General features: G+C 63.2%; 27 protein-coding genes. 8 read left to right on the top strand and 19 right to left on the bottom strand.

What is annotated here, in order from left to right; genetic code table 11:
• Nucleotides 1–10 precede the first annotated feature (10 nt).
• The 8 genes from NDB2M4_RS04390 to bioB all read right to left on the bottom strand — a co-directional run bounded on the left by NDB2M4_RS04390 (nt 11) and on the right by bioB (nt 9064).
• Entirely contained in the window at nt 11–1696 is a 1686-nt protein-coding gene (locus tag NDB2M4_RS04390) for a GMC family oxidoreductase N-terminal domain-containing protein (RefSeq protein WP_072370583.1), read from the bottom strand.
• A 103-nt stretch (nt 1697–1799) separates the two neighbouring features.
• The gene (locus NDB2M4_RS04385) at nt 1800–2522 is read right to left on the bottom strand and encodes an SGNH/GDSL hydrolase family protein (RefSeq protein WP_072370581.1); all 723 of its coding nucleotides are present in this window, start codon (nt 2520–2522) and stop codon (nt 1800–1802) included.
• 62 nt (nt 2523–2584) lie between these two features.
• Nucleotides 2585–3769 (bottom strand): OpgC family protein, encoded by a 1185-nt coding sequence (locus tag NDB2M4_RS04380; RefSeq protein WP_139247081.1) that lies wholly within the window; start codon nt 3767–3769, stop codon nt 2585–2587.
• Between the two features lie 248 nt (nt 3770–4017).
• On the bottom strand, nt 4018–5007 hold the full coding sequence (locus NDB2M4_RS04375) for a beta-ketoacyl-ACP synthase III (RefSeq protein WP_072370577.1): 990 nt from the start codon (nt 5005–5007) through the stop codon (nt 4018–4020).
• The gene (locus NDB2M4_RS04370; RefSeq protein ID WP_072370574.1) at nt 5004–6272 is read right to left on the bottom strand and encodes an adenosylmethionine--8-amino-7-oxononanoate transaminase; all 1269 of its coding nucleotides are present in this window, start codon (nt 6270–6272) and stop codon (nt 5004–5006) included. Before NDB2M4_RS04370 ends, NDB2M4_RS04375 begins: the two co-directional genes overlap by 4 nt.
• Nucleotides 6269–6913, bottom strand: a complete 645-nt coding sequence (gene bioD, locus NDB2M4_RS04365; protein WP_072370572.1) for a dethiobiotin synthase — start codon at nt 6911–6913, stop codon at nt 6269–6271. The genes NDB2M4_RS04370 and bioD overlap by 4 nt, the downstream gene beginning before the upstream one ends.
• Nucleotides 6910–8043: an 8-amino-7-oxononanoate synthase gene (locus NDB2M4_RS04360; protein ID WP_072370569.1), complete on the bottom strand. Its 1134-nt coding sequence runs from the start codon at nt 8041–8043 to the stop codon at nt 6910–6912. Before NDB2M4_RS04360 ends, bioD begins: the two co-directional genes overlap by 4 nt.
• Nucleotides 8027–9064, bottom strand: a complete 1038-nt coding sequence (bioB, locus tag NDB2M4_RS04355) for a biotin synthase BioB (protein WP_072370565.1) — start codon at nt 9062–9064, stop codon at nt 8027–8029. The genes NDB2M4_RS04360 and bioB overlap by 17 nt, the downstream gene beginning before the upstream one ends.
• A gap of 535 nt (nt 9065–9599) precedes the next feature.
• On the opposite strand from bioB, the gene NDB2M4_RS04350 reads away from it, so the two are divergent.
• Nucleotides 9600–10322 (top strand): GntR family transcriptional regulator, encoded by a 723-nt coding sequence (locus NDB2M4_RS04350; protein WP_072371822.1) that lies wholly within the window; start codon nt 9600–9602, stop codon nt 10320–10322.
• Between the two features lie 21 nt (nt 10323–10343).
• Here the strand turns inward: NDB2M4_RS04350 and NDB2M4_RS04345 are convergent, their stop codons facing one another.
• On the bottom strand, nt 10344–12182 hold the full coding sequence (locus tag NDB2M4_RS04345) for an alkaline phosphatase (RefSeq protein ID WP_072370561.1): 1839 nt from the start codon (nt 12180–12182) through the stop codon (nt 10344–10346).
• 313 nt (nt 12183–12495) lie between these two features.
• Here NDB2M4_RS04345 and NDB2M4_RS04340 point away from each other — a divergent pair, with 313 nt between their 5' ends.
• The gene (locus NDB2M4_RS04340) at nt 12496–12750 is read left to right on the top strand and encodes a hypothetical protein (protein WP_072370558.1); all 255 of its coding nucleotides are present in this window, start codon (nt 12496–12498) and stop codon (nt 12748–12750) included.
• Nucleotides 12751–12788: 38 nt separating this feature from the next.
• Here the strand turns inward: NDB2M4_RS04340 and NDB2M4_RS04335 are convergent, their stop codons facing one another.
• The 4 genes from NDB2M4_RS04335 to NDB2M4_RS04320 all read right to left on the bottom strand — a co-directional run bounded on the left by NDB2M4_RS04335 (nt 12789) and on the right by NDB2M4_RS04320 (nt 15286).
• Nucleotides 12789–13199 carry a DUF1178 family protein gene (locus tag NDB2M4_RS04335; RefSeq protein ID WP_072370555.1) on the bottom strand — a complete coding sequence of 137 codons (411 nt, stop codon included), beginning with the start codon at nt 13197–13199 and terminating at the stop codon, nt 12789–12791.
• Nucleotides 13196–14065 carry a carbon-nitrogen hydrolase family protein gene (locus NDB2M4_RS04330; protein ID WP_072371819.1) on the bottom strand — a complete coding sequence of 290 codons (870 nt, stop codon included), beginning with the start codon at nt 14063–14065 and terminating at the stop codon, nt 13196–13198. Before NDB2M4_RS04330 ends, NDB2M4_RS04335 begins: the two co-directional genes overlap by 4 nt.
• 66 nt (nt 14066–14131) lie before the next feature.
• Nucleotides 14132–14389, bottom strand: coding sequence for a glutaredoxin 3 (grxC, locus tag NDB2M4_RS04325; RefSeq protein WP_072371816.1), 258 nt, complete (start codon nt 14387–14389; stop codon nt 14132–14134).
• Nucleotides 14390–14518: 129 nt separating this feature from the next.
• Nucleotides 14519–15286 carry a ComF family protein gene (locus tag NDB2M4_RS04320; RefSeq protein WP_072370552.1) on the bottom strand — a complete coding sequence of 256 codons (768 nt, stop codon included), beginning with the start codon at nt 15284–15286 and terminating at the stop codon, nt 14519–14521.
• 117 nt (nt 15287–15403) lie between these two features.
• On the opposite strand from NDB2M4_RS04320, the gene NDB2M4_RS04315 reads away from it, so the two are divergent.
• The gene (locus NDB2M4_RS04315) at nt 15404–16306 is read left to right on the top strand and encodes a methyltransferase domain-containing protein (protein ID WP_244536040.1); all 903 of its coding nucleotides are present in this window, start codon (nt 15404–15406) and stop codon (nt 16304–16306) included.
• A gap of 26 nt (nt 16307–16332) precedes the next feature.
• Here the strand turns inward: NDB2M4_RS04315 and mutT are convergent, their stop codons facing one another.
• The 4 genes from mutT to NDB2M4_RS04295 all read right to left on the bottom strand — a co-directional run bounded on the left by mutT (nt 16333) and on the right by NDB2M4_RS04295 (nt 19965).
• Nucleotides 16333–16740, bottom strand: a complete 408-nt coding sequence (gene mutT / locus NDB2M4_RS04310; protein ID WP_072370548.1) for an 8-oxo-dGTP diphosphatase MutT — start codon at nt 16738–16740, stop codon at nt 16333–16335.
• Nucleotides 16741–16788: 48 nt separating this feature from the next.
• Nucleotides 16789–17298 (bottom strand): heme utilization cystosolic carrier protein HutX, encoded by a 510-nt coding sequence (hutX, locus tag NDB2M4_RS04305; protein WP_072370545.1) that lies wholly within the window; start codon nt 17296–17298, stop codon nt 16789–16791.
• A gap of 12 nt (nt 17299–17310) precedes the next feature.
• Nucleotides 17311–17652 (bottom strand): antibiotic biosynthesis monooxygenase family protein, encoded by a 342-nt coding sequence (locus NDB2M4_RS04300; protein ID WP_072370542.1) that lies wholly within the window; start codon nt 17650–17652, stop codon nt 17311–17313.
• 147 nt (nt 17653–17799) lie between these two features.
• Complete coding sequence (locus NDB2M4_RS04295) at nt 17800–19965, bottom strand: TonB-dependent receptor domain-containing protein (protein ID WP_244536039.1); 2166 nt, start codon at nt 19963–19965, stop codon at nt 17800–17802.
• A gap of 309 nt (nt 19966–20274) precedes the next feature.
• Here NDB2M4_RS04295 and NDB2M4_RS20425 point away from each other — a divergent pair, with 309 nt between their 5' ends.
• From NDB2M4_RS20425 to NDB2M4_RS04275, 4 genes are read left to right on the top strand one after another with little or no spacing between them, the layout of a single operon-like run.
• Nucleotides 20275–20571 (top strand): hemin uptake protein HemP, encoded by a 297-nt coding sequence (locus tag NDB2M4_RS20425; RefSeq protein ID WP_244536038.1) that lies wholly within the window; start codon nt 20275–20277, stop codon nt 20569–20571.
• Between the two features lie 6 nt (nt 20572–20577).
• The gene (locus NDB2M4_RS04285) at nt 20578–21516 is read left to right on the top strand and encodes a heme/hemin ABC transporter substrate-binding protein (protein ID WP_072370540.1); all 939 of its coding nucleotides are present in this window, start codon (nt 20578–20580) and stop codon (nt 21514–21516) included.
• On the top strand, nt 21513–22604 hold the full coding sequence (locus NDB2M4_RS04280) for a FecCD family ABC transporter permease (protein WP_072370537.1): 1092 nt from the start codon (nt 21513–21515) through the stop codon (nt 22602–22604). Before NDB2M4_RS04285 ends, NDB2M4_RS04280 begins: the two co-directional genes overlap by 4 nt.
• A gap of 3 nt (nt 22605–22607) precedes the next feature.
• The gene (locus NDB2M4_RS04275) at nt 22608–23408 is read left to right on the top strand and encodes a heme ABC transporter ATP-binding protein (RefSeq protein ID WP_072370534.1); all 801 of its coding nucleotides are present in this window, start codon (nt 22608–22610) and stop codon (nt 23406–23408) included.
• Here the strand turns inward: NDB2M4_RS04275 and NDB2M4_RS04270 are convergent.
• Nucleotides 23405–24154 carry a glutathione S-transferase N-terminal domain-containing protein gene (locus tag NDB2M4_RS04270; protein WP_072371804.1) on the bottom strand — a complete coding sequence of 250 codons (750 nt, stop codon included), beginning with the start codon at nt 24152–24154 and terminating at the stop codon, nt 23405–23407. The two genes, NDB2M4_RS04275 and NDB2M4_RS04270, sit on opposite strands and share 4 nt — an antisense overlap.
• A 134-nt stretch (nt 24155–24288) precedes the next feature.
• Here NDB2M4_RS04270 and NDB2M4_RS04265 point away from each other — a divergent pair, with 134 nt between their 5' ends.
• Complete coding sequence (locus NDB2M4_RS04265) at nt 24289–24537, top strand: hypothetical protein (RefSeq protein WP_171988019.1); 249 nt, start codon at nt 24289–24291, stop codon at nt 24535–24537.
• 23 nt (nt 24538–24560) lie between these two features.
• Here the strand turns inward: NDB2M4_RS04265 and NDB2M4_RS04260 are convergent, their stop codons facing one another.
• On the bottom strand, nt 24561–25085 hold the full coding sequence (locus NDB2M4_RS04260; RefSeq protein ID WP_171988018.1) for a LabA-like NYN domain-containing protein: 525 nt from the start codon (nt 25083–25085) through the stop codon (nt 24561–24563).
• Nucleotides 25086–25096: the final 11 nt, after the last annotated feature.

Below are 25096 nucleotides of genomic sequence, written 5' to 3'. Positions count from 1 at the left end.
GGCGCCGCCCTCACGCGGCGAGAAACGGGCTCAAGTCTTTCGGTGTCGCGCGCACGCCCGACAGCGGCTCGGCGTCAAACGACAAACCCAGCTCCTGCTGCATGTGCATGAGCGTGCGCTCAGCAAGTGCGGTGATGGTGAGGAGTGGATTGACGCCGAGAGAACGCGGCATCATCGAGCCGTCGATGACGTACAGCCCGGTGTGCACGTCCGTCGCCCCGCGCCCCGCGCCCGCGTCGAACACCTGCCCCTTGTGATTGATGGCGCCGTCGGCGCGCTCGCGCCCCATGCCCGCGCCGCCGAGCGGGTGTGCGGTTGCCGGTTGATGGCCCATGACGGTGCCAGCGAGCGGATTTTTCACGTAGCTGCCGCCCGCCTCTTTGACGACGGCCGACAAGATGGCGTCGAGGCGCGCGTAGACCGGCTCATTTTTCGCGGTGGGCCAGACCAGCGCGAGGCGATCATCGTCGAGGACAAAACGTCCCGAGGCACTATCGTGCGAGACGGCAAAGAAGGTCTGCAGCTTCGCGAAGGGGCCCTTGTAGACGCCGTTCACGAGGCTTTGAAGGGCACCGAGCAGGCGGCCGTTAGGAATGAAGAGGACGGGGAGGACCGGCGCGAGGGCAGATGGCAGCACGCCCTCCTGCACACGCAGCTCGTTTGCAAGCGTTGCCGCATCGTCGATCTCGAGCTGACCGCTGACCGCTGCGCCGATTTCGACGCCGTCGATCTTGGGCGGGTAGCCGATGCCCACGGCATTGACCGGATCGCGCGCGCCGTAGCCGAAGGCGATGATGTCGCCGTTGGCGGAAAATCGCTCGCCGACGCGGTCAGACAGCGCCAGGCCATGGGCCCTCGAACGCAGCAGGATCTCAGTCGTGCCGAGCGTGCCGGCCGCGAGAACCACCATCGCGGCGCGCAGCTTGATGTCGCCGCCAGCGCCATCGAGGCGGCGCACGTGCACCTCCCATTCGCCTTCATTCGTCTTGCTGAGGTAACGCACACCGGCATGGGTGAAGAGCTCGGCGCCGTGGCGGACCGCGTCGGGCAGGTAGGTCAGGGCGACAGAGTTCTTGGCACCGACGTTGCACCCGCCACAGCAATCGCCGCACCGGGTGCAGGCCGGCTGCTCGATGCCGACCACGTTCGTTCCTGCCTCGAAGCTGACAGTGACGTTGGGGCGGACGATGTCGTGGCCGAGCGCTGCGCCAGCGGCCTCGAGGGTCCTGAACTTGGTGAGGTTGCCGGCGTTTGGGTCGCTCTGCGGATTGAGCCAGAGGCGGGCCCGGCGGAAACCCTCCTCCAAGAGACCGTCCTGGGCGATCTGGCCGGGCCAGCAATCGTCGGCAAAAACGCGGTCGTCGGGGCGCAGGGCAACGCCGGCATTGATGAGCGAGCCGCCGCCGAGACCGCAGCCCACCAGCACGTGCATGTCCTCGCCCAGGCGCACATCATAGAGCGCGGAGGAGGGGCCGGTGCGCAGCTTGCGGCCGGAAACCTGCATCTCGTTCTTGAGGTCGGGGAAGCGGGCGGGAAAGCCGCCCGCGAGAACTTCGCGGCCACGCTCCAGGACGGCCACCGTCTTGCCAGCGCGCGCCAGCCGGGAGGCGGCGACACCGCCGCCGTAGCCGGAGCCTACGACGATGACGTCGTAGCGGTTGCAGACGTGATCGAGGGTTCGCGATAGCCCGGTCATGCGCTGATCCTGCCTACCCGTCAGCTAGCTGATTTCAGCAGGGTAGGCCAGAGGCGAAGATTGGCAATCGTCAGCGAAGCGACTGCCGATCCGGATCTGCGTCTCAGTGAACCGGAAGCGCCGCAGGGACAGCACCCGCCTGCTTGGCGGGTTCTGCGGGGTACTTCTTCTTGGACGCCACCTTGGCGAAGTCCGTGAACTCGCCTTGCAGAGCATCGGCCATCATGCGTCCGAGGCAGCCGTAGCTCAAATCGTTCGGGTGGAAGAGGTCCTTGGCGAGCAACTGCTGCGGCGTGTACTGCGCGCTGGTGACCAGGTGCTTCATGATCGCGTAGCGCTGCAGGATGGGGATGTCGCGCTGCTCGGCGATCTGGCGCATCGCGACGAGGAAGCGCGGGAAGTCGCGCACCTTTTCGGCGCGCGGAAAGTACTGCATGTCGAGCAGGACCACATCGATGCCGGCACGGCGCATCTCGTCGATGCCAGTCAGCACGGTCTCTCGGAAGCCCTCGACCTTCACCTTGCGTAGCGCGTCGTTGACGCCGGTCTGCCAGATGACGAGCGCCGGCTTGCGCGGGATAACCTGCTGGCGAATGCGCGGAATCATATCGGTGGCGAGCTGGCCGCCGACGCCGAGGTTCTCAACTGTGATCTTGCTCTTGGGGAAGCGCTGCTGCAGCTCAGCCTGCAGTCGGACGGGGTAAGACGTCGTAGGGCTGGAAGCGCCTATGCCCTGCGTGCTGGAAGAGCCGAGGGCGACGATGCGAACTGGTTGCCCCGATGCGAGGGCAGCCGAAAACCTGGGTAAGGGCGCATCGAAGCGCACTAAATCCGCCGGGGCTTGGCAGCGTTGCGCGGCCTCGGCGGGGAGGGGTGAAACGATGCCGATCAGGCCGGCAATTGCGCAAGCCCAGGTCGACGCTCTCCGAACAGTCTCCGTGCCGGCTGAGCCCAACCCCAGTCCATGCCACGCCCGCGCTTCGACAGACCCCATGCCATCCCCAACAAGATTGCAATGCCGACGACGTTTACCAGGATCTGTAGTGCGAGTCCGTAACCGGATTCAACCAATGCAATCCAACCGACGAAAGACAGCACCGTGCCAACGCCGAAGATCTCTAGGGAATGCCGGCCGCAGTGCCCAACGCCCCTGGCCAAGGTCCGACTAAGCCATTGACTTTGCGGCGAGAGTAAGAAGAGAGCCAGGTATCCCAGAGCCACGACGTTAAGAACACGCCACGGGGAAGCATACGTTTTATCGATGTTGCCCAGCATATCGGGGGAAAAGAGTCGCGCTTTTTCCAAACCCGGAATTTGGGTCCAGGGAGCAGCGTACAGGAACGCGAAGCCCAAATAGCCGACAGCGAGCCACATCAGCGAACGCGAGAAAGGTATTTCTCCCTTGCGGTAGAAGTGTGCGGTAAGGGCGCCGATGGTGATCAGCAACTGCCAAGCAAGCGGATTGAACACCCAACCCTTGGGGTGCTGCATGCTCGGCAAGTTCGCCGACAGCAGATTGGCGGCCGCCCACAGGCCGACCGAGAGCACCAGCGCCTGCCACGGATTGCGCGGTAGCAGCCACAGCACGAAGGGCAGCCAGAACAGCATCAGTACGATGTACAGCGGCAGGATGTTCAGCGAGTTGGGCTGAAAAACCAGGAGCCCAGCATAGACCGTGCTACGGGTGGGATCCTGACCGAAGAGGTTGATGCCGATGTTCTTGACATAGGAGTAGTTGCCAAACTGGTGCGCAGCCCAGGTCAGCAGGATGCTGCAAACGACGATCAAGGCCAGGTGCCAGATGTAAATATCGCGCACGCGGTCGAACACGCGACCAAACCCAGCTTTGAAGCCCTGCCCCTCGAACGTGCGGCTGTAGGCCAGCACGGCGGAGAAGCCGGCCAGCAAGACGAAGACCTCAGCCGCGTCGGCGAAGCCGAAGTTCCGCAAGGTGAACTTCGCCAGCACGTTGTCGGGCACGTGATCGATGAAGATGAAGATCAGGGCCAGGCCGCGGAAAAAATCGATACGCAAGTCGCGCTGTGCACCCGAGCTGGCAACGCTCTTCGGCATGTTTTTGGTCACCCGGCCACTAGAGGGATGTTTGAACCGCTATCGTGATAAACTGGCACGTTCTTTCGCTGTGAACAACGCGACACCCGGTTAAGCAGTTCCTTCACCAGAATGAGGCGGGGTAGGGGCTGCGGCATGGCCGGTCTCGCAATCGTATAAGTGCGCCGCCAGGAATTCCGACTGCCTCTGGCGTCCGGAGCACACTCAACCATCCGGCGCATGAACCGAAGCTGAACCCCGCAGCTTGGTTACAAGCCGTAGGCGACCGCCGCTCCGGTAAGGCCGGCGCCTGCCGCGCACATGAGGATGCGCGTTCCCGGCTCCCAGCGGTGCTCCGCGTTGGCGAGGGAAAGCGACAGCGGAATCGTTGCCGCCGAGCTGTTGCCAAAGCTGGCAATGGTCGAGACGGTGGCTTCGGGCGCAACGGCCAGCTGCTGGGTAACCGCGGCAGTGATCCGGCCATTGGCTTGGTGGGGGACGAACCGGTGGACGTCCGCGATACCGATCCCGGCCTTATCGAGCACCGCACGCGAGGCTGTAACCATCAAGTCGACGGCTCGGGAAAAGACGGCGCGGCCGTTGCTGATGATCATCTGCGTATCTTCGATCGGCACGTCGGCTGCGAATGGGCGCCGGCTGCCTCCGGCGGGGATCTGGATCAGGCCATAGCCGCTTCCGTCGGATGCGAGCTTGCAGCCAAGGACGCCGGTTCCTGCCCTGTCGGAGGGAGCCAACACGACGGCGCCGGCAGCATCGGCAAAGAGAATGCTGCTGCCGCGGTCGGCCGGGTTGATGCGCCGGGACAGGATGTTGGCGGCAACTACCAGCACCGGCTCGCCGTGGGTGCGCACGAAACCGTCGGCCAGGGTCAAAGCGTAGAGGAAGCCACCGCAGGCGCCGGCAAGGTCAATGCCGCCCGAGTTTGCAAGGCCGAGGCGATGGGCCAGTAGCGGCGCGGACGGCGGCAGGAGATGATCAGGCGTGCTGGTCGCAAGGAGCGTCAGCGCCACTTCCTCGCGCGCAATACCGGCTTCGTCGAGCGCCATCTGAGCGGCTGGCACGGCCATGTCGGTCAGCGCCTCATCAGGCGCTGCGTAGCGCCGCTCGGCAATGCCTGTGCGACGCAGGATCCAGCCGGGCTCTAGGCCAAGGCGCTGCTCTATCTCCGCATTGGGGACGCGTCGGGCTGGCACATAGTGCCCAAAGCCGAGGATGGTGGAGCCGCGGGCGGCGGTCATGGGCTTTCCCCTGCCAGGACGTCGGGCGCCTCGGCGATGGAGGCATAGACAAGATCGAGCTCGTCCGGCGTGATGCAATAGGGCGGCATCACGTAGATGGTATTACCCAGGGGCCGCAGCAGCACACCGCGGTCGAGGAAGTGCTGCATAAGCTGCAGGCCGACCGAAGCCAGGTAGCCGGCATCGGGGACATTAAGATCTAGCGCGGTGATGGTGCCAATCTGGCGGGCGTCCGAGAACGCGGAATGGCTGCGCAAGGCGCCTAGCCGTTCTTCCTGCGCCATCGTCAATGCGGCGATCTTATCGGCGACGGGCTCCTCGCGCCAAATCTCCAGGTTCGCCACTGCGGCTGCGCAGGCGATCGGGTTGGCGGTGTACGAACTGGAATGGAAGAAAGTCTTGCTGCGGTCGGTGGAACGGTGCGCCTCGAAGATGTCCGAGGTGCAGAGGGTGACGGCCAGCGGCAGAGAGCCTCCGGTGATGCCTTTGGCGAGGCAGAGAATATCTGGCGTTACCCCGGCCTTATCGGAGGCGAACAGGGCGCCGGTGCGGCCCCACCCGGTCATAACCTCGTCGGCGATGAATAGTGCGCCATGGTGGCGGGCGATGCGCTGCAATTCCTGAAGAACGCGTGCGTCGTAGACGAGCATGCCGCCGGCACCCAGCACGAGCGGCTCGACGATGAGGGCGGCTGTCGGTTCGTTGGCGCAAGCGGCATCGAAGGCGTCGATAGTGGCCTGCTCATTGCCCGGCGATGGGAATGGGATGCGCTCCACCTCGAACAGCAGCGTCTCATAAGCGGCGCTGAAGATGCCTCGAGCGCCTACCGACATTCCGCCGATGGTGTCGCCGTGGTAGCCATGCTCCAGCGCCACAATGCGGCGGCGCGGTGCACCGATGTTGCGGAAGTAGCCGAGCGCCATTTTGAGCGCGACCTCCACGGAGGTGGAGCCGCTATCGGAAAAGAAGACGTGCGCCAGCCCTTCAGGGGCGATGTCGATGAGGCCGCGCGCCAGCATTTCTGCGGGGGCATGCGTGAAGCCGGCGAAGATCACTTGATCGAGGCGCCGCGCCTGTTCCTCGATCGCGCCGACGATGCGCGGGTGACAGTGACCATGGGTGACGACCCACCAGGACGAGATGGCGTCGAGGATCAGGTCGCCGGCAGGCGTTTTGATCCAGGCGCCGCGTGCGCTGCGCACCGGGATCATTTCAGGCTGCAAGCCGTGCTGGGTGAATGGGTGCCAGATAGGGCTGGAGGTCATCGGCGCACCGCGGCGAGGAAATCGGCGATGTCGAAATTGGCAGCAAATGCTGACCGCAGCGTTGCGGCGTCGAGCGGATCTTGATGCGGCAGGCGGCCGAGCCGACGCGCGCCTGCCATCGCCGGAATGGTGCGCTCGGTATCGGCGTTCTCCTCGCCGGTGAAGACTATACCGAGCAGCGGGATCCCGCGGCGGCGCAGTGCTTCGACGGAAAGCAGCGAGTGATTGATGGTGCCTAGACGCGTTGCGGCAACAAGGACGACCGGCAGGCTCCAGGCGGCGAAGAGATCGACTTGCAGATGCTGCCGGGTGAGGGGAACCATGAGGCCGCCAGCGCCTTCGATAATGAGCGGGGCATCGAGGCAGGGCACCGTCCTGAGCCGTGCAAGGTCGATCTCGATGCCGTCGCGCTCGGCCGCCAGATGCGGCGATGCTGGAGTCGTCAGGTCGTAGGCGCTCGGCAAGACCCGATCGTCCGCGATGCCGGCGAGGCGGCGCACGGTATCTGCGTCGGCTTCGGGTGCGCGGCCCGCCTGCACGGGCTTCCAGTAGTAACCGCTGAGAGCGGAGACGAGCGCTGCCGCAAACACGGTCTTGCCAACGTCGGTATCGGTTCCGGTGACGACGATAACCGGGTTCATGCGTCGAGCCTTTTCAGCTCCTCGGCAAGGGCGGCGACCATGGCGCCGACTTGCACCTCGTCAACGTTGAGGGTGAGGGAGATACGCAACCGTGCGGTGCCCTCGGGCACTGTTGGAGGGCGCACGGCGCGGATGTCGTAGCCGCGCTCCTGCATCGCGGCAGCAAGGCGCGTTGCGCGTTCGTCAGCGCCAACGATGACGGGTTGGATATGCGTGCCCGATGGCTCGATGCCGCATTGCTGCGACAGCTGGGCCCCGGTAAAGGCGACGAGTGCAGCCAGCTTCTCGCGGCGCGGACTATCGAAGCGACAGATCAACAGCGCGGCGCGGACGATGGCGGCGATGAGCGGAGAAGGCGCTGTCGCGTAGATAAATGGCCGCGAGCGGTTGACGAGAAAATCGCACAGTACTTGCGGGCCTGTGACGAGCGCGCCCATAGCGCCGAGTGCTTTGCCGCACGTGTGGAGGGCAACGACGTTGGGCTGACCTTCGAGATGGGCGCCCAGGCCTCGTCCCATGGATCCCAGCACGCCGGTTGCGTGCGCCTCGTCGATGACCAGGACGCCGTCGTGTTTGCGGGCGATCGCGGCGAGGTCATCCAGAGGCGCGCGGTCGCCGTCCATGCTGTAGAGGCTTTCGACGGCGATCCACGGCGTACCGGTGCCGCCGGCAGCGCGCCAGTCGGCGATGGCGTCCTCGAAAGCCTGCGGGTCGTTGTGCCTCGCCTCTGCGCGCTCCGCCTTCCCCATGCGCAGCCCATCGTGGACAGAGGCGTGAATGAGGGCGTCGTGGACAACGAGATCGCCGCGTTGCGGCAGCGTCGAGAAAAGCGCGACATTGGCGAGGAACCCGCCGGCGAAAAACAGCGCGCTCTCGGCGCCGAAGAAGGCAGCGGCCTCGGATTCCAGTGCTTCGTGCTCGCGGTCGTTGCCACGCAGCAGGCGCGAGCCACCCGAGCCGATTGCGACATCGCGATCGATGGCTGCACGCGCCGCCTGCTTGAGTTCAGGCGACTGGGCAAGGCCCAGGTAGTCGTTGGAGGAGAAGTCGAGGCCCGTTCGCGCGGTCAGGGCGCGGCGGCGGCCGCGACGCGTCAGTGCCTCGAGGGCTCGCTCATGATTCTTGTACATCGTCCCGCTCACACGAGCCCGTTTCGAGCTCGAGGGGCTTCAAACCGAGCTTGTCGAAGAGAACGCTGTCGGCGTCCTCACCGGGGTTGTCCGCCGTCAGCAGCGTGTCACCAACGAAAATGGAGTTGGCTCCGGCCAAAAAGCACAGCGCCTGTGTTTCATCACTCATCTCCGTGCGTCCAGCGGAGAGGCGCACGAACGATTTCGGCATCATGATGCGGGCGAGGGCAATCGTCCGCACGAATGAGATGCCGTCGATCTTCTCGGTTTCGGCGAGCGGCGTTCCCGGGATCGGGACGAGCATGTTGATCGGCACGCTCTCGGGATGCTCAGGCAGATTGGCCAGCGTGACGAGCATGTCGACGCGATCTTCCGGTTCCTCACCCATGCCGACGATGCCACCGCAGCAGACCTTGATGCCGGCTTCGCGAACGCGCGACAAGGTTTCCAATCGATCAGCAAACGTGCGCGTCGAGATGACCTTGTCGTAGTAGCGCTCGGACGTATCGATGTTGTGATTGTAGTAGTCGAGGCCGGCGTGCTTCAGCTTGCCGACATCATCATCGGACAGCATGCCGAGTGTCATGCACGTTTCCATGCCCATGGACTTGACGCCTTCGACCATGGCGCAGAGCACGTCCATGTCGCGGCCCTTGGGCGAGCGCCAGGCGGCGCCCATGCAATAGCGTGTCGCACCCTGCTCCTTAGCCTTGCGGGCCTCGGTCAAAACTTTCTCCACCTGCATCAGCTTGCTGGCTTTTAGCCCGGACGCGTGATGGGCGGACTGGCTGCAGTAGCCGCAATCCTCGGCGCACCCGCCGGTCTTGATGGACAGAAGCCGGCTGCGCTGGATGGCGTTGGCGTCGAAGTGGCGCCGGTGCACGCACTGGGCGCGGAACAGGAGATCATTGAAGGGAGCGTCGTAGAGAGCCTGGGCTTCTTCGCGCGACCAATCATGACGCAATTCCCGATCAGCCGATTGGCCGGTCGCGCCCGACTGCACCGTCGCCAGTTCGATCATCTGCAAAGGCTCCCTCGATATGCACGGCGCGCCGGCGAGCGACGCGCGAGGGATGTTTGGACCGTCAGGGGGGTGCACCGCAAGATCTAACCCGGCGCATAGCATCGCAGGGGCGGCAGTCGCTGGGCATACCGCCCGTGGAATGGCGCCCCGCCAGGGGGGAGGGAGAACCTGGCGGGGCGATCTGACCCGGAGGCTTGCGAGGGGGGCGCGATCCGTGGCCAGTTATTACGTGCGCGAGCATTGCCGCGTTACATTCGGAGAAAACTTTGTAATTTCGGATCGATCCAAAGACGCAGATCATCACTATGAAGATCACTAATGAAATAAGGGTGGACAAGTTTAGAGCCAAAGCAGAATGTTCGTGCTATAGTGAATACGGTAATTGTGCTCTTGTACGCAGTATTGATCGTTTACAGGAAAGCAACGCATGCATCCTATGTAGTGCAAAGGTTTTTGCGGGGCTGGGGCCGTTTTTTGCGAATGCGTGGCATCGGTTTTCATGCGCTTGCGAGGCCGTAAAGCGAGGGCTTCCATGACAGTGGTGGGAAGATTTTCAACTCGACCACTTTATCTTCAAGTCAAAGATATGTTGGTCCAGCGCATTGCTGCCGGCGCTTGGAAGCCGGGCGCCGCAATCCCAAATGAAATTGAGCTTTCCAGAGAACTTGGAATAAGCGTCGGCACGGTGCGGAAAGCACTCGACGAAATGGAGCATGAGCGGCTTATTTCTCGCCGCCAGGGTCGCGGCACCTTCGTCATCGACCAAACATCGAACGAGCACGCCGTTCGTTTTTGCAACATCCGCGATCCAAACGGAATTCGCATTAATGGCGATATTGCGAGCAGCACAATCGTGCTGGCTGCAGCCAATGAAAGCGAAGCACACCACCTCCAGTTGAGGACCGGGGAACCAATCTATCGAATTCACCGGATTAGGGCCCACAACGGGACGCCGTTGATGGTGGAGGAATCCGTGGTCCCACAAGCCTTTTTCCCCGGGCTGGAAAAGGAAAAGGATGCCTCTCCAAGCATCGTCGTACTCGCACACCATTACGGAGTGTTATTGGGACGTGCCGAGGAGGTTGTCAGGGCGGCCTCCGCCAGAGGCGAGATCGCTAAGTTACTCCAGGTTGAGGAGGGGGCACCAATCATGCTGCTCGATTGCGTCGTACACGCGATCGATAGGCGGCCGATCGAATGGCGCTTAGCAAGCTGCAACCTACGCGAGAACCATTACTTCGCCGAGATGGGCTAAGGCCTCTATAGGTCGCGGCTATCAGCGACCGAGCCCCAGCGCACGCGCCATGGCGCGGAAAACGAAGGTATTGTCGCGGCGCCCATGGAGGACGTCGGCGCCTGGGCCCATCGCAGTCAGCACCACATCATCCGCCGCATGGACGCCGTTTCGCGAGGTAATTGGCAAGTTGCCGATCCGGCGGGCTGATCCGCGCTTGCAATAGACCTCGTTGGCGACGGCTGGGCCCTCGCTGTCGCCGGACGATGCCGGCTTAGCGCTTCCGGTTGTCGTTTGTGTGCCCGGGACCGGCTGGGCCACTCCAGTGGCCTGACTTTCCCGCTGAATCGCCGGCATGTTCTCACCATCGAGATAAGGGCGGCCGGTATCGCAATAGTCAGGGTAGGCGGCGAACACTAATGCGAGGCGGCGCGAGACATCGACCTTGTCGGGGAAGCCGTCGGCGTCGGCGGGCGGATAATCCGGGAAGCCGGCGTCGGCATACGTTTGAAGACGGTCGCGCAGCTGCTCGCCCTTGGCATCGTCGTAGGTGCCGATGATCGAAACCGGGTGCGCGTGGTCGGGCACCACGATCACCAGCGTGTCGCCCTTCTTTTGCGCGTACGCCTTCGCCATCGCGACCACGTTGTCGAACATTATCGTATCGTAGACGGCGCGCTCCCAATCGAGCGAATGGCTGTATTTGTCGATGCGGCCAGCCTCGACCATGAGGAAAAAGCCATTGGGGGAGCGTGAGAGCACTTCGAGCGCCGCGCGCATCTCGTCGGTTAGATCGGGCTGGTTGGGAAAGCGCGCAACCGTACCCTTCTTCAGGAACTTGCGGTCGAGGGCGCCGTCGATGTTCTTGTCGTTGAAAAGCCCGAGAAGCTTGGTGGTTTTCGGGTTGTTCGCGGCTTCGACGAGTGACTGCCTAGTGTCGGCGAACTGATACCCGGCACCCTTGAACTTGGCGATGTAGTCCTCGCCATCCTTGCGCTTGCCGCCTGCCTCGCCGGAAGGGCGGAAGTTGAGGCTGCCGCCTCCCAGAACGACTTCCGGCTGAAGCCAATAGAGCATGCGCACGATGTTATCGTAGTCGGTGCGCAGGCGCGTGTGCGCCACCATGGCGGCCGGGGTTGCGTCCTCGATTTCGGTGTCGGTGACGACGCCGATTGCGAGGCCCAGTTTGCGCTTTGCCAGCTCAGCGATGGTCTCCACGTTCGGGTGCCCGAGCGCGCTGCGATTGCGCGCGCAATAGACGCCGAGAGCTTTCACGCAGGATTTGTGTCCGGTTGCGTAGGCGCTGGCAGCGTTGGCGCTGTCGGTAACGATCGAATCCATGCCCGACGTCGAGATGAGCGCCATCGAGGGCATGTCGTCCATGGCGAGTTCACCACCGTAGCGCCCCTGGCGCATGCCCTTCGAGAGCATGCGAGCGGCGGTGCGGTGAGCCATCGACATGCCGTCGCCGATGAGCAGGATGACATTCTTGGCGAGGCGGCCTTCGGGGGTGTCATATGCATCCCACTCGACCTTGGAGCGGTTGGTTCCGTCCGAAGCCTCGACGACATAGTGCCCGGCCTTGGGAAGGCTCACGCTGCGCAGCCAATAGGCCGTTTGACCGAGGCGGTCTTCGTCCCGATCGATGAGCGGGTCGCGGCCGAGGAATTTGCCGGCGTCTTCGCCGTTGATCGTCACGCGGACTTCGGATGGAGCTGGCTCCACTCCGTCCGCGGCCTTGGGGACTGCCGGGAACTCAACCTTCAGGTCGAAGCGCGCGCCGGCGAGAAGCTCTGCGCGGTCGATGGGGTAGATGGTCTGGCCAAGCGCTGTCGTTGCCAGCGCGCCAAGCGCCAAGGCTGTGCAGAATATCCGCTGCATCGGGCATTCCCCCTATTTTGGCTAGAGGTCAGGCCTTACCCCCGCCAGATGAAGGACTTGTGACATCCGCAGGCGTCTGCCCCGCCGATATGGCTAATGAAATCTGAATAACGGGGCTTGAATTACATGGACCAAGAAAATCTCTGCTTAACAGATATTATCGCTTTGCTAACGATCACTGGCGCGAATTATTGAAATTGCGTTTGTTTCGCTCAACTCTCCGACTGCATCTGCTGGGGAGGCAGATGCAGCCCGAAGCTGCCTGAAGTGGCGCGCGGGCGGCCGGGACAAGAGAGCCAAGCGGGGGAAGCAAATGCCTGAAGCGCACAACCGCGAGCTGTTTAGCCTCCTCGAGAAGAACGAGGTGCTCAAGGCGCGCGGCTATTCTTTTGCATATGACGCGGACGGTGGCGTAATCATCGATCGCGCAGGCCACGTGCACGGTATCTGGAGCCACGACAGCCACAACTATGCGTGGGTCTCGCCGGACAACAGTGAGCCAAAGTTTCGCACGGAAGACGTGCGGTCGGCGGTTTTGTTTACGGTCGTCGTCCTGGCCCAGGAGTGACGGGCCGTGCTTCAGTGGGGGGCGCTGGCGAGCTGGATCTAGTTGGCTTCTTCCGGCAGACGTGGAAGAGCCATGATCTCCACCCCTTCCTCAACGAGGGAGCGCGCCTCGTCCGGCGATGCGACGCCGCGGATGGCACGCTGCTCGACCTCGCGATAGTGGATCTTGCGGGCTTCCTCGGGAAAGCGATCGCCTACGTCCTCGGTGCCAGCGACGATGGCCTTGGCGACCTCGCGCACGAGGTTGCGATAGCGCGCGGGCATGTCGTCGTCGTGCGCACGCGACCGTACCGAGACGTTCGGCGCCATGATGGACTTGCTGACGTCCCGGCTATCGCACTCGGGGCAGCAGACTTGGCCGGTGGCGACCTGAACCTCATAGGAGCCGCTCGAGGCGAACCAGGCCTCGAACTCATGATCTTCAGAGCAGTGCAAACGGTATTTGATCACGACGCGACCTCGTTTGGAGGCGTTTCCCCCGCGTATATCACGTCGAACGGCCGATCATGCCGTAGCGAGGGCACCTGGCGGCGAACATCATCCAGGCGTTGCAATTCAACATCGGCGAAGGTGACTGAGGGCTGAACGCCGGCCTCGGCCAGCACTTCGCCCCAGGGCGAGATCACGAGGCTATGACCGAAGGTCTCGCGGCCGTTCTCATGCATGCCACCTTGGCCAGCGGCGAACACGAAGCACTGGGATTCGATCGCGCGGGCGCGCAGCAAAGTGTGCCAGTGAGCGATGCCGGTCGGCTTGGTGAACGCCGCCGGTACTGCGATGAACTTGGCGCCGCCTTTGGCGAGTGCGCGGTGCAATTGCGGAAAGCGCAGGTCGTAGCAGATGGTCATGCCGAGCTGCCCCCAGGGCATGGTCGCGATCACGGCCTCGCGTCCGGCCTGGTAGTTGGCGCTTTCCTTGTAGGATTCGCCGTTGCCGAGATCCACGTCGAACATATGAATCTTGTCGTAGCGGGCGACGATGGCGCCGGCCGGCGAGATGAGCAGCGAGCGGTTGACGGGCTTGCCCGCTTCTCCCAGCAACGCGAGCGAACCGATGTGCAGCCAGACACCCAGCTCGCGCGCAAGAAAGCGAAGCTGCGTCAGCCCCGGATCGTCGCCTTCCGCGCGCAGCGCCGGCAGCAGACGCTCGCGGTCCAGCTCCATGATGTTGGTCATCTCGGGGGTCTGGATGTACTCGGCGCCGCCCGCGGCCGCCTCCCGGATGAGTGCGGTTGCAGCGGCGATGTTCTTTTTGACGTCGCGGCCCGAGCACATCTGCACGAGGCCAACGCGAAACGCCTTTGGTGCGTCCGGCATATCGATTGCTTCTTTCTTCTTGCGCCCAGCCTTCGTGGGATCTGAACGGGCGTCGCGTAGCTGCACTTACGTCGTGAGCAGCCCGTCGAGTTTGCCCTCGCGGTCGAGGGCGTAAAGATCGTCGCAGCCCCCTACATGGCAATCGCCGATCCATATCTGCGGCACAGTGTACCGGCCGCCAGCCTTAGCGGTCATCTCGGCGCGCAGTTCGCGCTGGCTGACGTCAATTTCCTCGAAGGCAGTGACGCCCTTCTTGCGCAGAAGCTCTTTGGCCATATGGCAATAGGGGCAGAACCGGGTGGTGTAGACGATGACCTTGGCCATGGAATTTCGCAGCATCCCCTTTCCCGCGACCGCCGGATTGGACAACGGCAGCACACCTTCAATGTAGAGCTTTTGCCGTGTGCGCGCAAAGGGCGGCGACTCGCCCGCTCCCATTATTCACGGCGCGGTTCAAGGCGAGACGAAGGCAGCATCGGTAACCATCGCCAGCGCCAGAATATCAACGCGCACAGCTCCTGCGGCCTTGAGCGTGCGGGCACATGCGCTCACAGTGGCGCCGGTGGTGACGACATCGTCAACGAGGACGATCTTGGCCCCGGCGACCGCCGCATGCATGGCGTCAGGCACGGCGAAAGCCCCTGCGACATTCTCCTTCCGCTGGGCGCGGGTGAGGCCGACTTGGGGCGGGGTGCGGCGCGCGCGCAGAAGCGCCATCGGCTCATAGCGCCGTCCCGTAATCCGCGCGATTTCCTGGGCGAGAATTGCCGACTGATTGAACCGTCGCGAGATGAGGCGCGTGCGCGTCAGCGGGACCGGGATGACCAATTGGGCGTCGGCGAGCAGCTCGGCGCCCGCTTCCGCAAGCCAGCGGCCAAAAAGGCGGCGGGCATCGTGGCGATCGCGGAACTTCAGGTCGTGCACGAGGTCGCGCATGACCCCGTCGAAGCGGGCCACGGCGCGGGCGCGATCGTAGATCGGCGGATCGGCTTCGGCTGCGGCTGAAATCATCGGGCCGCCGACATCAAACGGCATGGGCAGGCCGAGGCGATCGCACAGCGGGGCGCGGATGAAGTCGATCTTCGACCAGCAGCCGGCGCAGACGGCATTGTGCGTCGAGAGGGGACGATGGCAAGCCAGGCAAGTCGGCGGGATGAGAAAGTCGGCAATCGCGGCTGCCGCGCGCGCTAAAGTTGCCGATCCCCTGCTCTGCGTATGCATGTACCCGGTGGTCCCGTCGCCCGGTGGACTAGCTGGCCGGACTGGCCAAGTGGCCGCCCAGGACGCATGTTAGCGCCCATTCGGATCGACCGCGAGCCAGCAGCGAAGAAGGCCCCCTTGTCCGCTGAAGACACCCCGCACCGGATTTTCGACCGCGCGCTGCTGGCGCAGCGGCGTCAGCGCGTGGCCGCCCTGGCGCAGGATTACGATTTTCTGCTGGCGCGCGTCGCGGACGATCTGGCTGAGCGGCTGGCAATCGTCCGCCGGACGTTTCCGCTAGCTGCCAATATAGGCGCGCATCATGGATTGGTGTCGCGTGCGATTGCGGGGATTGCCGGGGTCGAGACCATCATCGATGTCGATGCGACGCCGGAGCTGCTGACACGTTGCCCGGGCCTGCGCGTCGTTGCCGACGAGGAGGCGCTGCCGTTTGGAGATGCCTCGCTCGATCTCGTCGTTTCGGGGCTTTCGCTGCAGCTGGTCAACGACTTGCCAGGGGCTCTCGTACAGATGCGACGGGCGCTGAAGCCGGATGGGCTGTTCCTCGGGGCGCTTCTGGGCGGCGCGACGCTGAGAGAGCTGCGCGAAGCCTGGCTCGCGGCTGAGGCGGAGCTGACTGGCGGAGCTTCGCCGCGTGTCGCCCCGTTCGCGGACGTACGCGACATGGGCTCGCTGTTGCAGCGTGCGGGGTTTGCTCTGCCCGTCGTCGACTCCGATACGGTGAAGGTGACCTATGCCGATCCGCTGGCGCTGATGCGCGAGGTCAAGGCCATGGGCGGCAGCAACATGCTGAGTGCGCGTGGGCGCGTGCCGGTGACGCGCGGGCTGCTACTGCGGGCGGCGGAAATCTATGCGGAGCGCTTCGCCGCTGCCGATGGGCGCGTGCCGGCAACGTACGAGATCCTGACGCTGACGGCGTGGGCGCCGGATGAGAGCCAGCCCAAGCCGCTGCGGCCGGGGTCGGCGCAGACGCGGTTGGCGGACGCGCTCGGCGTCAAAGAGACGAAGCTGAAGGAGTAGCGCGGCGGCGCAGGGTCCGGGGAATTTCAGCCGAGCAGGTCGCGCAGCGGCGCGATCAGAGGCTCGTCCGCGGGCGGCATCGGGTAGTCGGTAAGGCGCATGGCGCGGACCCAGGCCAGCTCCTGACCTTCGCGCGCGGTGACAACGCCGTCCCATTGCCGACAGAGGTAGAGCGGCATCAAAAGGTGGAACTTCTCATACGCGTGGCTCGCGAAGGTGAGCGGGTGCAAGCAGGTGGGGCACACGTCGATGCCCAGTTCCTCTTGAAGCTCACGGCGTAGGGCGTTCTCGGGCGACTCTCCCGCTTCGACCTTGCCGCCGGGAAACTCCCACAGCCCCGCCATCGAGCGACCGGGCGGGCGGCGCGCGAGAAGGACGCGATTATCAACGTCGACGAGGGCTGCGGCGGCGACAAGCAGAATGGGCTGGCTCATGGCCAGCCCATAGCTGAGGATCGCTTTCGTGGATAGGGGGAGGAAGCGTCAGCTGGCAACGTAGCGCTGTCGCAGCGCCTCGAACATCTTGACCTGTTCGGGGATCAGCTCGCGGTTCGCATCTCGGCGGACGAAGATCTTGAACACCGCCTCGCCGGCAGCATTGTAGAACTGCACCGACATGCCGACGCGCTTCAGGCCGCGCACCACGAAGGCGATCGCCTTGCAGTTGTCAGCCTTGATGTGCCCGCCGATGGGACTGCCGCCATGGATGTTGAAGTATCCATGCGCGAAGGTTCCCGGTGGCAACGTGCCCGAGCATTCGAGCACGATGTCCTGGTTGTGGATCAGGAACAGGATCTCACCCCACGTGGTGATGTCCTGCATGATGTCGGCGAAGGCTTCGCCCTGCACGACAGTCGCCTGATCGGCGGGCAGGTGCCGCACCACATCGAGCGTGCTCACGGAGTACTCGCGGGCGATCTGCTCCAACAGATCGCCCGGACTCGATGCGGCGCGCTGAGCGAGCGAAGGACGCTCGTCGATGACGTCGCTCATGGCTCGCTTATCTCACTCGGCGGCGACGGGACGCGATCCGTCAGCCTTGATCTCCTGCAGCACCGAGAAGCCCTCGAACTCGGGATGGCCGAGATAGAGCGGCTTGTTGCCACCGGCACCAGCGTGCGCTTTGCGGAACTGCTCGGACTTGGTCCAGGCCTCGAAGTCCTCGTAAGCGCGCCAGACGGTGTGCGAGGAGTAGAGCACGTGGTCCTCGCGCTCGGGGCCCTTCAGCAAGTGGAACTCGACGAAGCCCGGCACCTCGTTGAGATGCGTATCGCGGCTCAGCCATACGTTCTCGAAGTCCTTTTCCGAGCCCTTGAGGACTTTGAACCGGTTCATGGCGATGTACATGCTCGTTTCCTTCGCTGTATGCGGCCGCGCCGTTGGCGTTGCCAAATGTGCGTCGGCGGATGGCCTCATCCGCCGACACGGGTCTCTTTTTACGCGCCGCCGACCATGCGGCCAACGTACCACTTGTCTCGTTCCCGCTGCTCCGGCTCAGAACTGCGCGCGCGTGGTGAGCAGGAACGTGCGCCCGCGGCCGATATCGATGCCAGTGTAGCCCGTCGGCACGGTCGCGAGTGCAGGCGTATAGGCCTTGTCGAATAGATTTTCGACGGTAACTCCCAGTTCAAGGCCGTCATACACCTGATATGAGCCAAAGAGATCGGCGAGAGCGTAGGACTCCGTGTAGCTGCCGTCGGCCCGTTCCGCCTTCGACACGAAAGTTCCGCGCATACCGACGACGAGCTTTTCGTCGAGGAAGCGCAAACCGCCAGTCAATGCGAGCACGTGATCGGGCGTGTAAGTGTCGGCACCTATATCGGCCTGCTGCGGGATCTCGCTATGAGTGTAAGTGTAGGCCACCTTCGTGAAAGCGAAACCGGTATCGTAGTCACCTTCGATCTCGACACCTTGCAACTTAGAAGTGCCAGGCGTGTTGCAGAAGTAAGCGGTCGCCACGTACGCGTAGACCGACATGTCGAAGCCCGACGGGCCAGAGCAGACGCCCATGTAGTTCTCGACATCCTGCATGTAGTAGTCAGCCTTCAAGCGCAGCTTGTCGTTCGGATTGATCACACCGTCCTTGAAGACGTTGAAGCCGAACTCCCAACCCTTTTGGCTCTCGGGAACGAGGAATGGGTTGGGGAGAAACCGCAGATTGAACGATGAGGAGTAGGGATGCACCCCGGCCATGAGGGTCTCGCTCGCAGTCGGCGGACGCATCGATTCTGAGTACGTTACATAGGGCTGCAGCCAAGGGAGAACCTGCGCCGCCAGGGTGACCTTCGGGTCCCAGCTCGATTCGGTCTCGTCGATCTGATAGTAGCCCGCGGGCTTACCCCAGGGGTTCATCGAGTAAAGGTAAGTTTCCCCGTCGAGGGTGAAGCGCTGGTAGCGCAGACCGCCGATCAAGTCGAACATTCCGTACGAGAACTTGGTCTGCGTGAAGCCGCTGGCAAGATCGGAAGTACCCGTAGGATTGACGCCACCGTTGGTGGTCTCGATGTCGTCGTAGTAGTATTCGAAGCCATAGTTCGAAGTGACAGCGACGGAACCTAAGAGGAAGCGCGACGTATTGGTGATGTCTGCGCCGATGCCGTGATCCTCAATGATGCGGCCAGCTCCCTGCTCGTAATCCGAAGCAGCCGCTGTCGGATCGTAGTAGGATGCATACTTCATACGCACGTTGTTGATCGAGACGTTCGCACGCAAATCGACCAACGGATTGTCCGTTGGACTGAGCGCATAGCTCATCTTGTAGAGTTCAGAGGTGAGCGTCTGATCATACGAGTTGGCAACGAAATCGTTGTTGTATCGCATGGCCTGGAACGAAAGGCGCTCATCTGGCCCGACGTCGAAGTGCAGTTTCACGAGGCCGGACCAGAGGTCCTCCCCGGTGTAGGGGACAGTCTGGCCGTCACCATTTTCATAGTCGGATTCATCGTGGTGGCTGAGGGCGCCAACGATGCTGACACCGCCGCTGCGCATCGCGGCTGCGCCCATCTCGGCCCAGCCCACGCCATTGCTTCCCCAAGAAAGGCTCGTCAAAGCGCCCTCGGTCTTGCCGGGCTTCAGGACGTCTTCAACATCGAGCGTGCGGAAGTTTGCGGTGCCCGCCAGCGCGCCGGCGCCGCCCACAGTTGAAACGGCACCGCGCTGAATTTCGATACCCGCGAGCAATTGCGGATCGACATACGCGAAGCCCGCGGCTTCGTGTCCGTTGAAGCGGAAATTCTGGCGCACACCGTCAATCATCATGTTGACGCGGCCCTGCCCTTCGAAGCCGCGGATGTTCACCGCGATGCCCGGGTTGCTCGAGCTCTCACGCGTAAAAGTCCCGGGCGTTGCGCGCAGAACATTGTCGACGCGGGTCTGACCGAAAGTGTCGATCTCGCCACTGCCGATCACGCTGACGCCGGCGGGCACGGTGTATGGGACGTCCGACGCTTCGACAGCTTCGGCTCGCTTGTCGCTGGAAGATGCGGCGGGCGCCTGGGTCTGTGCCGCGACTGCCGTCGATGCAGAAGACTTCTTGGCGGCGGCCTTCTTCTTCGGCTTCGGTTTATTGCCTTCGACGACGAGTGGGGGCAGCTCAGCATCTTGCGCGATCGCTTTGCCGGCGACTGCCAGCGCGAGGGCCGATACGCCGACGAAGCACAACGATTTCAGGAACGGCTGTGATGCCGCAGACCTGGGAGTAAGGAGGTGCTGCGGCTTCCCCTCGCCAACCCTTCCAGAATCGCCGTGCTCCGCTTCCGGAGTTCGTGGCCAAAGCTCCGAATTCGCTCGGCCGTTCAGGCATACGCCAACGCTACGCACCAACATGACTCAGCTACCCCCAACTCTGAACGCAAAGGGCTGGCTGGCTCACGCACGATAAGCGTACTGGCGGGCTCGCCTCGCACTGGCCCCGACTGGAGGCAAGCGCAAAAGATCCCGGTTAACCGGGCTTGTGCAAAGTAGGCTTTTATGACTATTGAAGTCAAGATTGCAATTGCAGCATCATCGGCGCTCGACACTCAGCGCGCGTGCTGCACTCGAAAAGATGGCCAGAACGAAAATTACGGAGCGCAGGTCATGACGGCCGCCGTCGACACAAGAAAAGACGCACACGAATCCGAAGCCAACAGCGAGACACAAAATAAGAAAGTGCGCGTTCTCGTGTCGGAAATTCTGCAAGGCGGCAAAGAGGCAATTCTCGAACATGACGGCCAGGACTACCGCTTGCGCATCACCGCCAACGGCAAGCTCATCCTGACAAAGTGAGGACAAATGCTTCTTCGTCGTGTGTATGCATTCGAGACGCTGCGTGTCGCTGTCGCCACAGTGGCGATACTGGTCGCCGGGTCGGCGCTGGCCGATAAGACCATCGTCGACGGCAGTGGTCGCAAGGTCACCATCGGTGATACCTCGCGCATCTTGTCCATCGGTGGCGATATCACCGAGATTCTCTACGCTCTGAAAGCGGACGGGAAGGTCATTGCTGTCGACACGACCAGTCAGCATCCTCCGCAGGCGCTCGGGACGAAGACAAACGTCGGCTACATGCGTGCTCTGGCTGCCGAGGGCGTGCTTTCCACCAATCCCACGCTGATCATCGCGGCCAAGGATGCGGGGCCGCCTCCCGTGGTCTCGGTACTGCAATCGTCATCTATCCCCTATGTGGTTGTGCCCGATGACAAGACGCCGGAAGGCGTTGCCGCGAAAATCCGGTTCATCGCGTCGGTTGTCGATGCCGAGGAGGCGGGCGAAGCATTGGCAAAGGAGGTGGAAGCCGACTTCGCATTGCTTGCCGAGCAGCGCGCCAAGATCTCCTCACCGAAGCGGGCGCTATTCGTGCTGAGCGTACAGAACGGGCGAGCAACCGTTGCAGGCACGGGAACAGCGGCCGATGCGATCTTCAAGCTCGCCGGAGCCGTCAACGCCGCGGGTGATGCGCACGGCTACAAGCCGCTCGCCGATGAAGCGGGCGTGGAGCTGGCACCGGATGTGGTCGTTACCATGCAGAGCGGGCGTTCCGGGCCTCCCTCTGACCCTGTTTCGACAGTAAAGGCGCTGGCTGACAGCCCCGCCCTGAAGCAGAACAAGATCATCGAGATGAATGCGCTTTATCTGCTGGGCTTCGGGCCGCGCTGCGCGCGCGCCGCGCGGGAACTCATGATCGCGCTCTATCCAGAGCTGGAGATAAAGCGCGCGAGCGCGGAGAAATGACGAGCGAGGCTCTGGTACTGCCCGACCGTAAGAAGCGTTCCGCACATCCGCTCAGTACCGCGCAGCTCGTTGTCGGAGCTGCGTTGCTGCTCTTCGTCGCCGCGACGGCTTCGCTGGCACTCGGGCCGACGGGGATATCGCTCGGCTCGCTGCCGCGGGCGATCTCATCGGCTCTCGGGATGACGACGGACGCATCGGCAGCGCGCGAGCAGCTCGTCCTGATCGACATCCGCATGCCGCGTACGCTGATCGGCATGTTTGTCGGTGCGAGCCTGGCGGTTGCTGGCGCGATCATGCAGGGGCTGTTTCGCAATCCTCTTGCCGACCCTGGTTTGATCGGGGTGTCGTCCGGTGCTGCGCTTGCGGCGGTGGCCACCATCGCGCTCGGGAACGGCATCGCGGCACCACTGCTGCAGCCGCTGGGCGTCTACGCGCTACCAGTGGCGGCGTTCGTGGGCGGCGTGGCGACAACAGGATTGCTGGTTCTGATTGCTGGGCGTCATGGCCAGCTCATGGTGGGGACGCTGCTCTTGGCGGGCATCGCTCTAGGTGCATTGTCGGGAGCGCTCACGGGGCTGATCGCGTACGCGAGCGATGACCGCGAACTGCGCGACCTGACGTTCTGGTCGATGGGCAGCCTTGGCGGATCGACCTGGCCGAAAGTGTTCGCCGTGATGCCGTTTGCCGTGCTGATCGTGGTGATGACTCCGGCGCTGATACGCGGGCTCAACGGGTTTCTGCTTGGAGAGTCGGAAGCTTTCCATCTGGGCGTCAACGTCGAGCGGACGAAGACCATCGCCATTATCGTGACGGCCGCGTCGGTCGGCGCAGCGGTTGCCATGGCGGGCATCATCGGTTTCGTCGGCATTGTCGTGCCGCATGTGGTGCGTCTGCTGGCAGGCCCGGATCATCGCGTGGTGCTGCCGGGCAGCGCGCTGCTTGGCGCAACGCTTATGCTAGTGGCCGACATCGCGGCGCGGATGATGGTGACACCGGCGGAGTTGCCGATCGGGATCGTGATGGCTGGCATCGGCGCGCCCGTCTTCCTGCATCTCGTCATGAAGCGCGGCATCGGCGGCATGGAGTGAAGGATGCTGCAAGCTTCATCGCTCACGTATCAAATCAGCGGAAAGACGCTGGTCTCGAAGGTCGACCTGGCGCTGCGGCCGGGGCGCCTCGTTGCCATCATCGGTCCGAACGGCGCCGGCAAGTCCACGCTGCTGCGACTTTTGTCTGGTGAATTGCGGCCTACGTCCGGAGCGGTGGAACTGGACGGACGCTCACTTCGCAGTTTCGACGCGGCCGCCCTGGCGCGCCGGCGCGCGGTGGTTCCGCAGGCGACTGCGCTGTCGTTTCCATTCACTGTACGCGAGGTGGTGCTTTTGGGGGCAACCGTGCCTGGATTCGGCGCGGCGTCGGCGCAGATCGAACATATGGCGATGGACTGCCTGCGCACTGTCGGGCTCGTGGCCATCGCGGACCGCTTCTACACGCACCTGTCTGGCGGCGAGAAGCAACGCGTGCACATTGCGCGGGCGCTGCTGCAGCTCACCGTTGCGGACCGGGAACAACGCGGATCATCATCGATCCTTATGCTGGACGAGCCCACTGCAAGCCTCGATCTTGCGCATCAGGGACTGGTGCTGGAGGAAGCGCGGCGGCAGGCAGAGGGAGGCCGCGCGGTGCTGGCAGTGCTGCATGATCTCAACCTCGCGGCGGCCTTCGCCGACGAGCTGGTGCTGATGTGCCGGGGCGAGATTGCCGCGCGCGGCTCGGCGCAGGAGGTCATCAACGATGCGTTGCTCTCGCGCTCGTATGGCTGCGAGGTGCGCACGAATACGACACCCGAGGCCGGGATTCCCTTCGTGCTGCCGTATACCCGCCGGAATTAGCGCGAGCGGGGCTTCGCCGGCGATTTGCGCGCGGGCTTTTTGGGCACCTTCTTTGTGAGCGTCTTCGCAGTCTGTCCAAAGAGCACCTTCTTGGCGCTCTTGGTCACGGTCGCCTTTGTGTTGACCTTTGCGGCGATCTCATAGGCACGCTGCACTGCGGGCCGCTCGCCCATGGCGAGGAACCAGCGTCGCAAATTCGGGAAATCATCCAGGTTCTGACCCTGTCGCTCATAGGGAACGATCCATGGGTAGCAGGCCATGTCAGCGATAGAATACGCGCCCGCGATAAACTCGCTGCCGGCGAGCTGCTTGTCGAGGACACCGTAGAGACGATTGGTCTCCTTCACGTAGCGGTCGATGGCGTAGGGGATGCGCTCTGTAGCGTACACTGCGAAGTGATGGTTCTGACCGGCCATCGGGCCGAGGCCAGACATCTGCCAGACCAGCCATTGCATCACCTCGACACGGCCGCGAACGTTCTTCGGCAGGAAGCGCCCGGTCTTCTCGGCGAGATACTGGAGGATGGCGCCCGACTCGAACACGCTGATCGGGTCGCCGCCGTCAGCTGGATCTTTGTCGACGATCGCCGGAATGCGATTGTTCGGGGCGTGGCGTAGGAACTGCGGCTTGAACTGATCGCCTTTGGAGATGTTCACCGGCCGAATACGATAAGGCAGCTTCGCTTCCTCAAGGAAGATCGTGACCTTATGCCCGTTGGGTGTTGTCCAATAATAGAGATCGATCATCGCGTACATCCTCCAGACGCGGACGCCTTTTACCTGATGGCCTGGATTAGGCAATTGGCATTGCCGGTCCTTAAGGCTTGACGCGCAAACGCCGCATCAGCCAGCATGGTACAACTCACGAGGAGCTGCTGCGCATGGACGAACAACGGCCGATGTTGGTTGTCGAGAGGAACGGGCGCGCCACCGTCGTGACGGGCTGGCGCGCGTGGCTGCTGGCCGTCGCCGCCCTACTCAGCGGGCTTGTGACACTCATCTTTTTGGCGTTGCTCTTCTTTGGTGTCGCCGTGGCGGTTGGCGCGGTGCTGTTGATCGTGGTTCCAGCGGCGATCATCGTCGCCATCGTGACGGCCCTGTTCAGCAAACGCGGTCAATCGGGTTTCTGAAGCGCCGCCTGCTATCGTGGCTGCTACGCGTTTTCCGACACATCGGCGCTCAAGATCGGCCGCAGATCTTCCAGATCGAGAAACTCGTCAGCCTGCCGGCGCAGCTCGTCGGCCACCATGTGATGCCGCAATGTCGATACGACACTCACGTTGCGTCCCATAATTTTGAGCACCTCGATGAGGCGCTGCAGTTCACGACACTGGGACACGAGCACTATGCGATCGAGATTAGCGGCAAGCTGCATCGCGTCGACACTGATGTTGACTGCTAATGCGAGGGCATTCGCGCTTTCGTCGCTGTCCATCGCTTTGCGCGTCACCACGGTGAAACCATTGAAGGTCAGCCAGTCCAGCAGGGGTTTCTGCGGGTTTGGGCCGGCGTCTTGTATTGAGACTGTATAGTAGTGCGCCCGCACGAGCCGCCCGCGCTGGCGGAAGAGGGCGAGCAAGCGCTTGAAGTCGATCCTCAACTGCAGCACGTCCGCCGCATGATGCAGGCCGATGCCGTCGACAAACAGACCGATGCGCTCTTCACGAGTTACTGACAACGTCATTTCCC

The organism is Hyphomicrobium sp. NDB2Meth4 (assembly GCF_900117445.1).
GTDB lineage: Bacteria > Pseudomonadota > Alphaproteobacteria > Rhizobiales > Hyphomicrobiaceae > Hyphomicrobium_A.
Note: the sequence above shows the minus strand (reverse complement) of the source record. Positions and strands in the feature narration are given on the sequence as shown.

Excerpts from the sequence above, each read along its gene's own strand:
- NDB2M4_RS04330 (WP_072371819.1), bottom strand. The coding sequence starts at position 14,065 with ATGCCGGACGCACCAAAGGCGTTTCGCGTTGGCCTCGTGCAGATGTGC.
- NDB2M4_RS04300 (WP_072370542.1), bottom strand. The coding sequence starts at position 17,652 with ATGTACATCGCCATGAACCGGTTCAAAGTCCTCAAGGGCTCGGAAAAG.
- grxC (WP_072371816.1), bottom strand. The coding sequence starts at position 14,389 with ATGGCCAAGGTCATCGTCTACACCACCCGGTTCTGCCCCTATTGCCAT.
- mutT (WP_072370548.1), bottom strand. The coding sequence starts at position 16,740 with ATGAGCCAGCCCATTCTGCTTGTCGCCGCCGCAGCCCTCGTCGACGTT.
- NDB2M4_RS04350 (WP_072371822.1), top strand. The coding sequence starts at position 9,600 with ATGACAGTGGTGGGAAGATTTTCAACTCGACCACTTTATCTTCAAGTC.
- NDB2M4_RS04320 (WP_072370552.1), bottom strand. The coding sequence starts at position 15,286 with ATGCATACGCAGAGCAGGGGATCGGCAACTTTAGCGCGCGCGGCAGCC.
- NDB2M4_RS04280 (WP_072370537.1), top strand. The coding sequence starts at position 21,513 with ATGACGAGCGAGGCTCTGGTACTGCCCGACCGTAAGAAGCGTTCCGCA.
- NDB2M4_RS04375 (WP_072370577.1), bottom strand. The coding sequence starts at position 5,007 with ATGACCGCCGCCCGCGGCTCCACCATCCTCGGCTTTGGGCACTATGTG.
- NDB2M4_RS04360 (WP_072370569.1), bottom strand. The coding sequence starts at position 8,043 with ATGTACAAGAATCATGAGCGAGCCCTCGAGGCACTGACGCGTCGCGGC.
- NDB2M4_RS04340 (WP_072370558.1), top strand. The coding sequence starts at position 12,496 with ATGCCTGAAGCGCACAACCGCGAGCTGTTTAGCCTCCTCGAGAAGAAC.
- NDB2M4_RS04370 (WP_072370574.1), bottom strand. The coding sequence starts at position 6,272 with ATGACCTCCAGCCCTATCTGGCACCCATTCACCCAGCACGGCTTGCAG.
- NDB2M4_RS04345 (WP_072370561.1), bottom strand. The coding sequence starts at position 12,182 with ATGCAGCGGATATTCTGCACAGCCTTGGCGCTTGGCGCGCTGGCAACG.
- NDB2M4_RS04265 (WP_171988019.1), top strand. The coding sequence starts at position 24,289 with ATGGACGAACAACGGCCGATGTTGGTTGTCGAGAGGAACGGGCGCGCC.
- NDB2M4_RS20425 (WP_244536038.1), top strand. The coding sequence starts at position 20,275 with ATGACTATTGAAGTCAAGATTGCAATTGCAGCATCATCGGCGCTCGAC.
- NDB2M4_RS04390 (WP_072370583.1), bottom strand. The coding sequence starts at position 1,696 with ATGACCGGGCTATCGCGAACCCTCGATCACGTCTGCAACCGCTACGAC.
- NDB2M4_RS04275 (WP_072370534.1), top strand. The coding sequence starts at position 22,608 with ATGCTGCAAGCTTCATCGCTCACGTATCAAATCAGCGGAAAGACGCTG.
- NDB2M4_RS04270 (WP_072371804.1), bottom strand. The coding sequence starts at position 24,154 with ATGATCGATCTCTATTATTGGACAACACCCAACGGGCATAAGGTCACG.
- bioB (WP_072370565.1), bottom strand. The coding sequence starts at position 9,064 with ATGATCGAACTGGCGACGGTGCAGTCGGGCGCGACCGGCCAATCGGCT.
- bioD (WP_072370572.1), bottom strand. The coding sequence starts at position 6,913 with ATGAACCCGGTTATCGTCGTCACCGGAACCGATACCGACGTTGGCAAG.
- hutX (WP_072370545.1), bottom strand. The coding sequence starts at position 17,298 with ATGAGCGACGTCATCGACGAGCGTCCTTCGCTCGCTCAGCGCGCCGCA.
- NDB2M4_RS04285 (WP_072370540.1), top strand. The coding sequence starts at position 20,578 with ATGCTTCTTCGTCGTGTGTATGCATTCGAGACGCTGCGTGTCGCTGTC.
- NDB2M4_RS04380 (WP_139247081.1), bottom strand. The coding sequence starts at position 3,769 with ATGCCGAAGAGCGTTGCCAGCTCGGGTGCACAGCGCGACTTGCGTATC.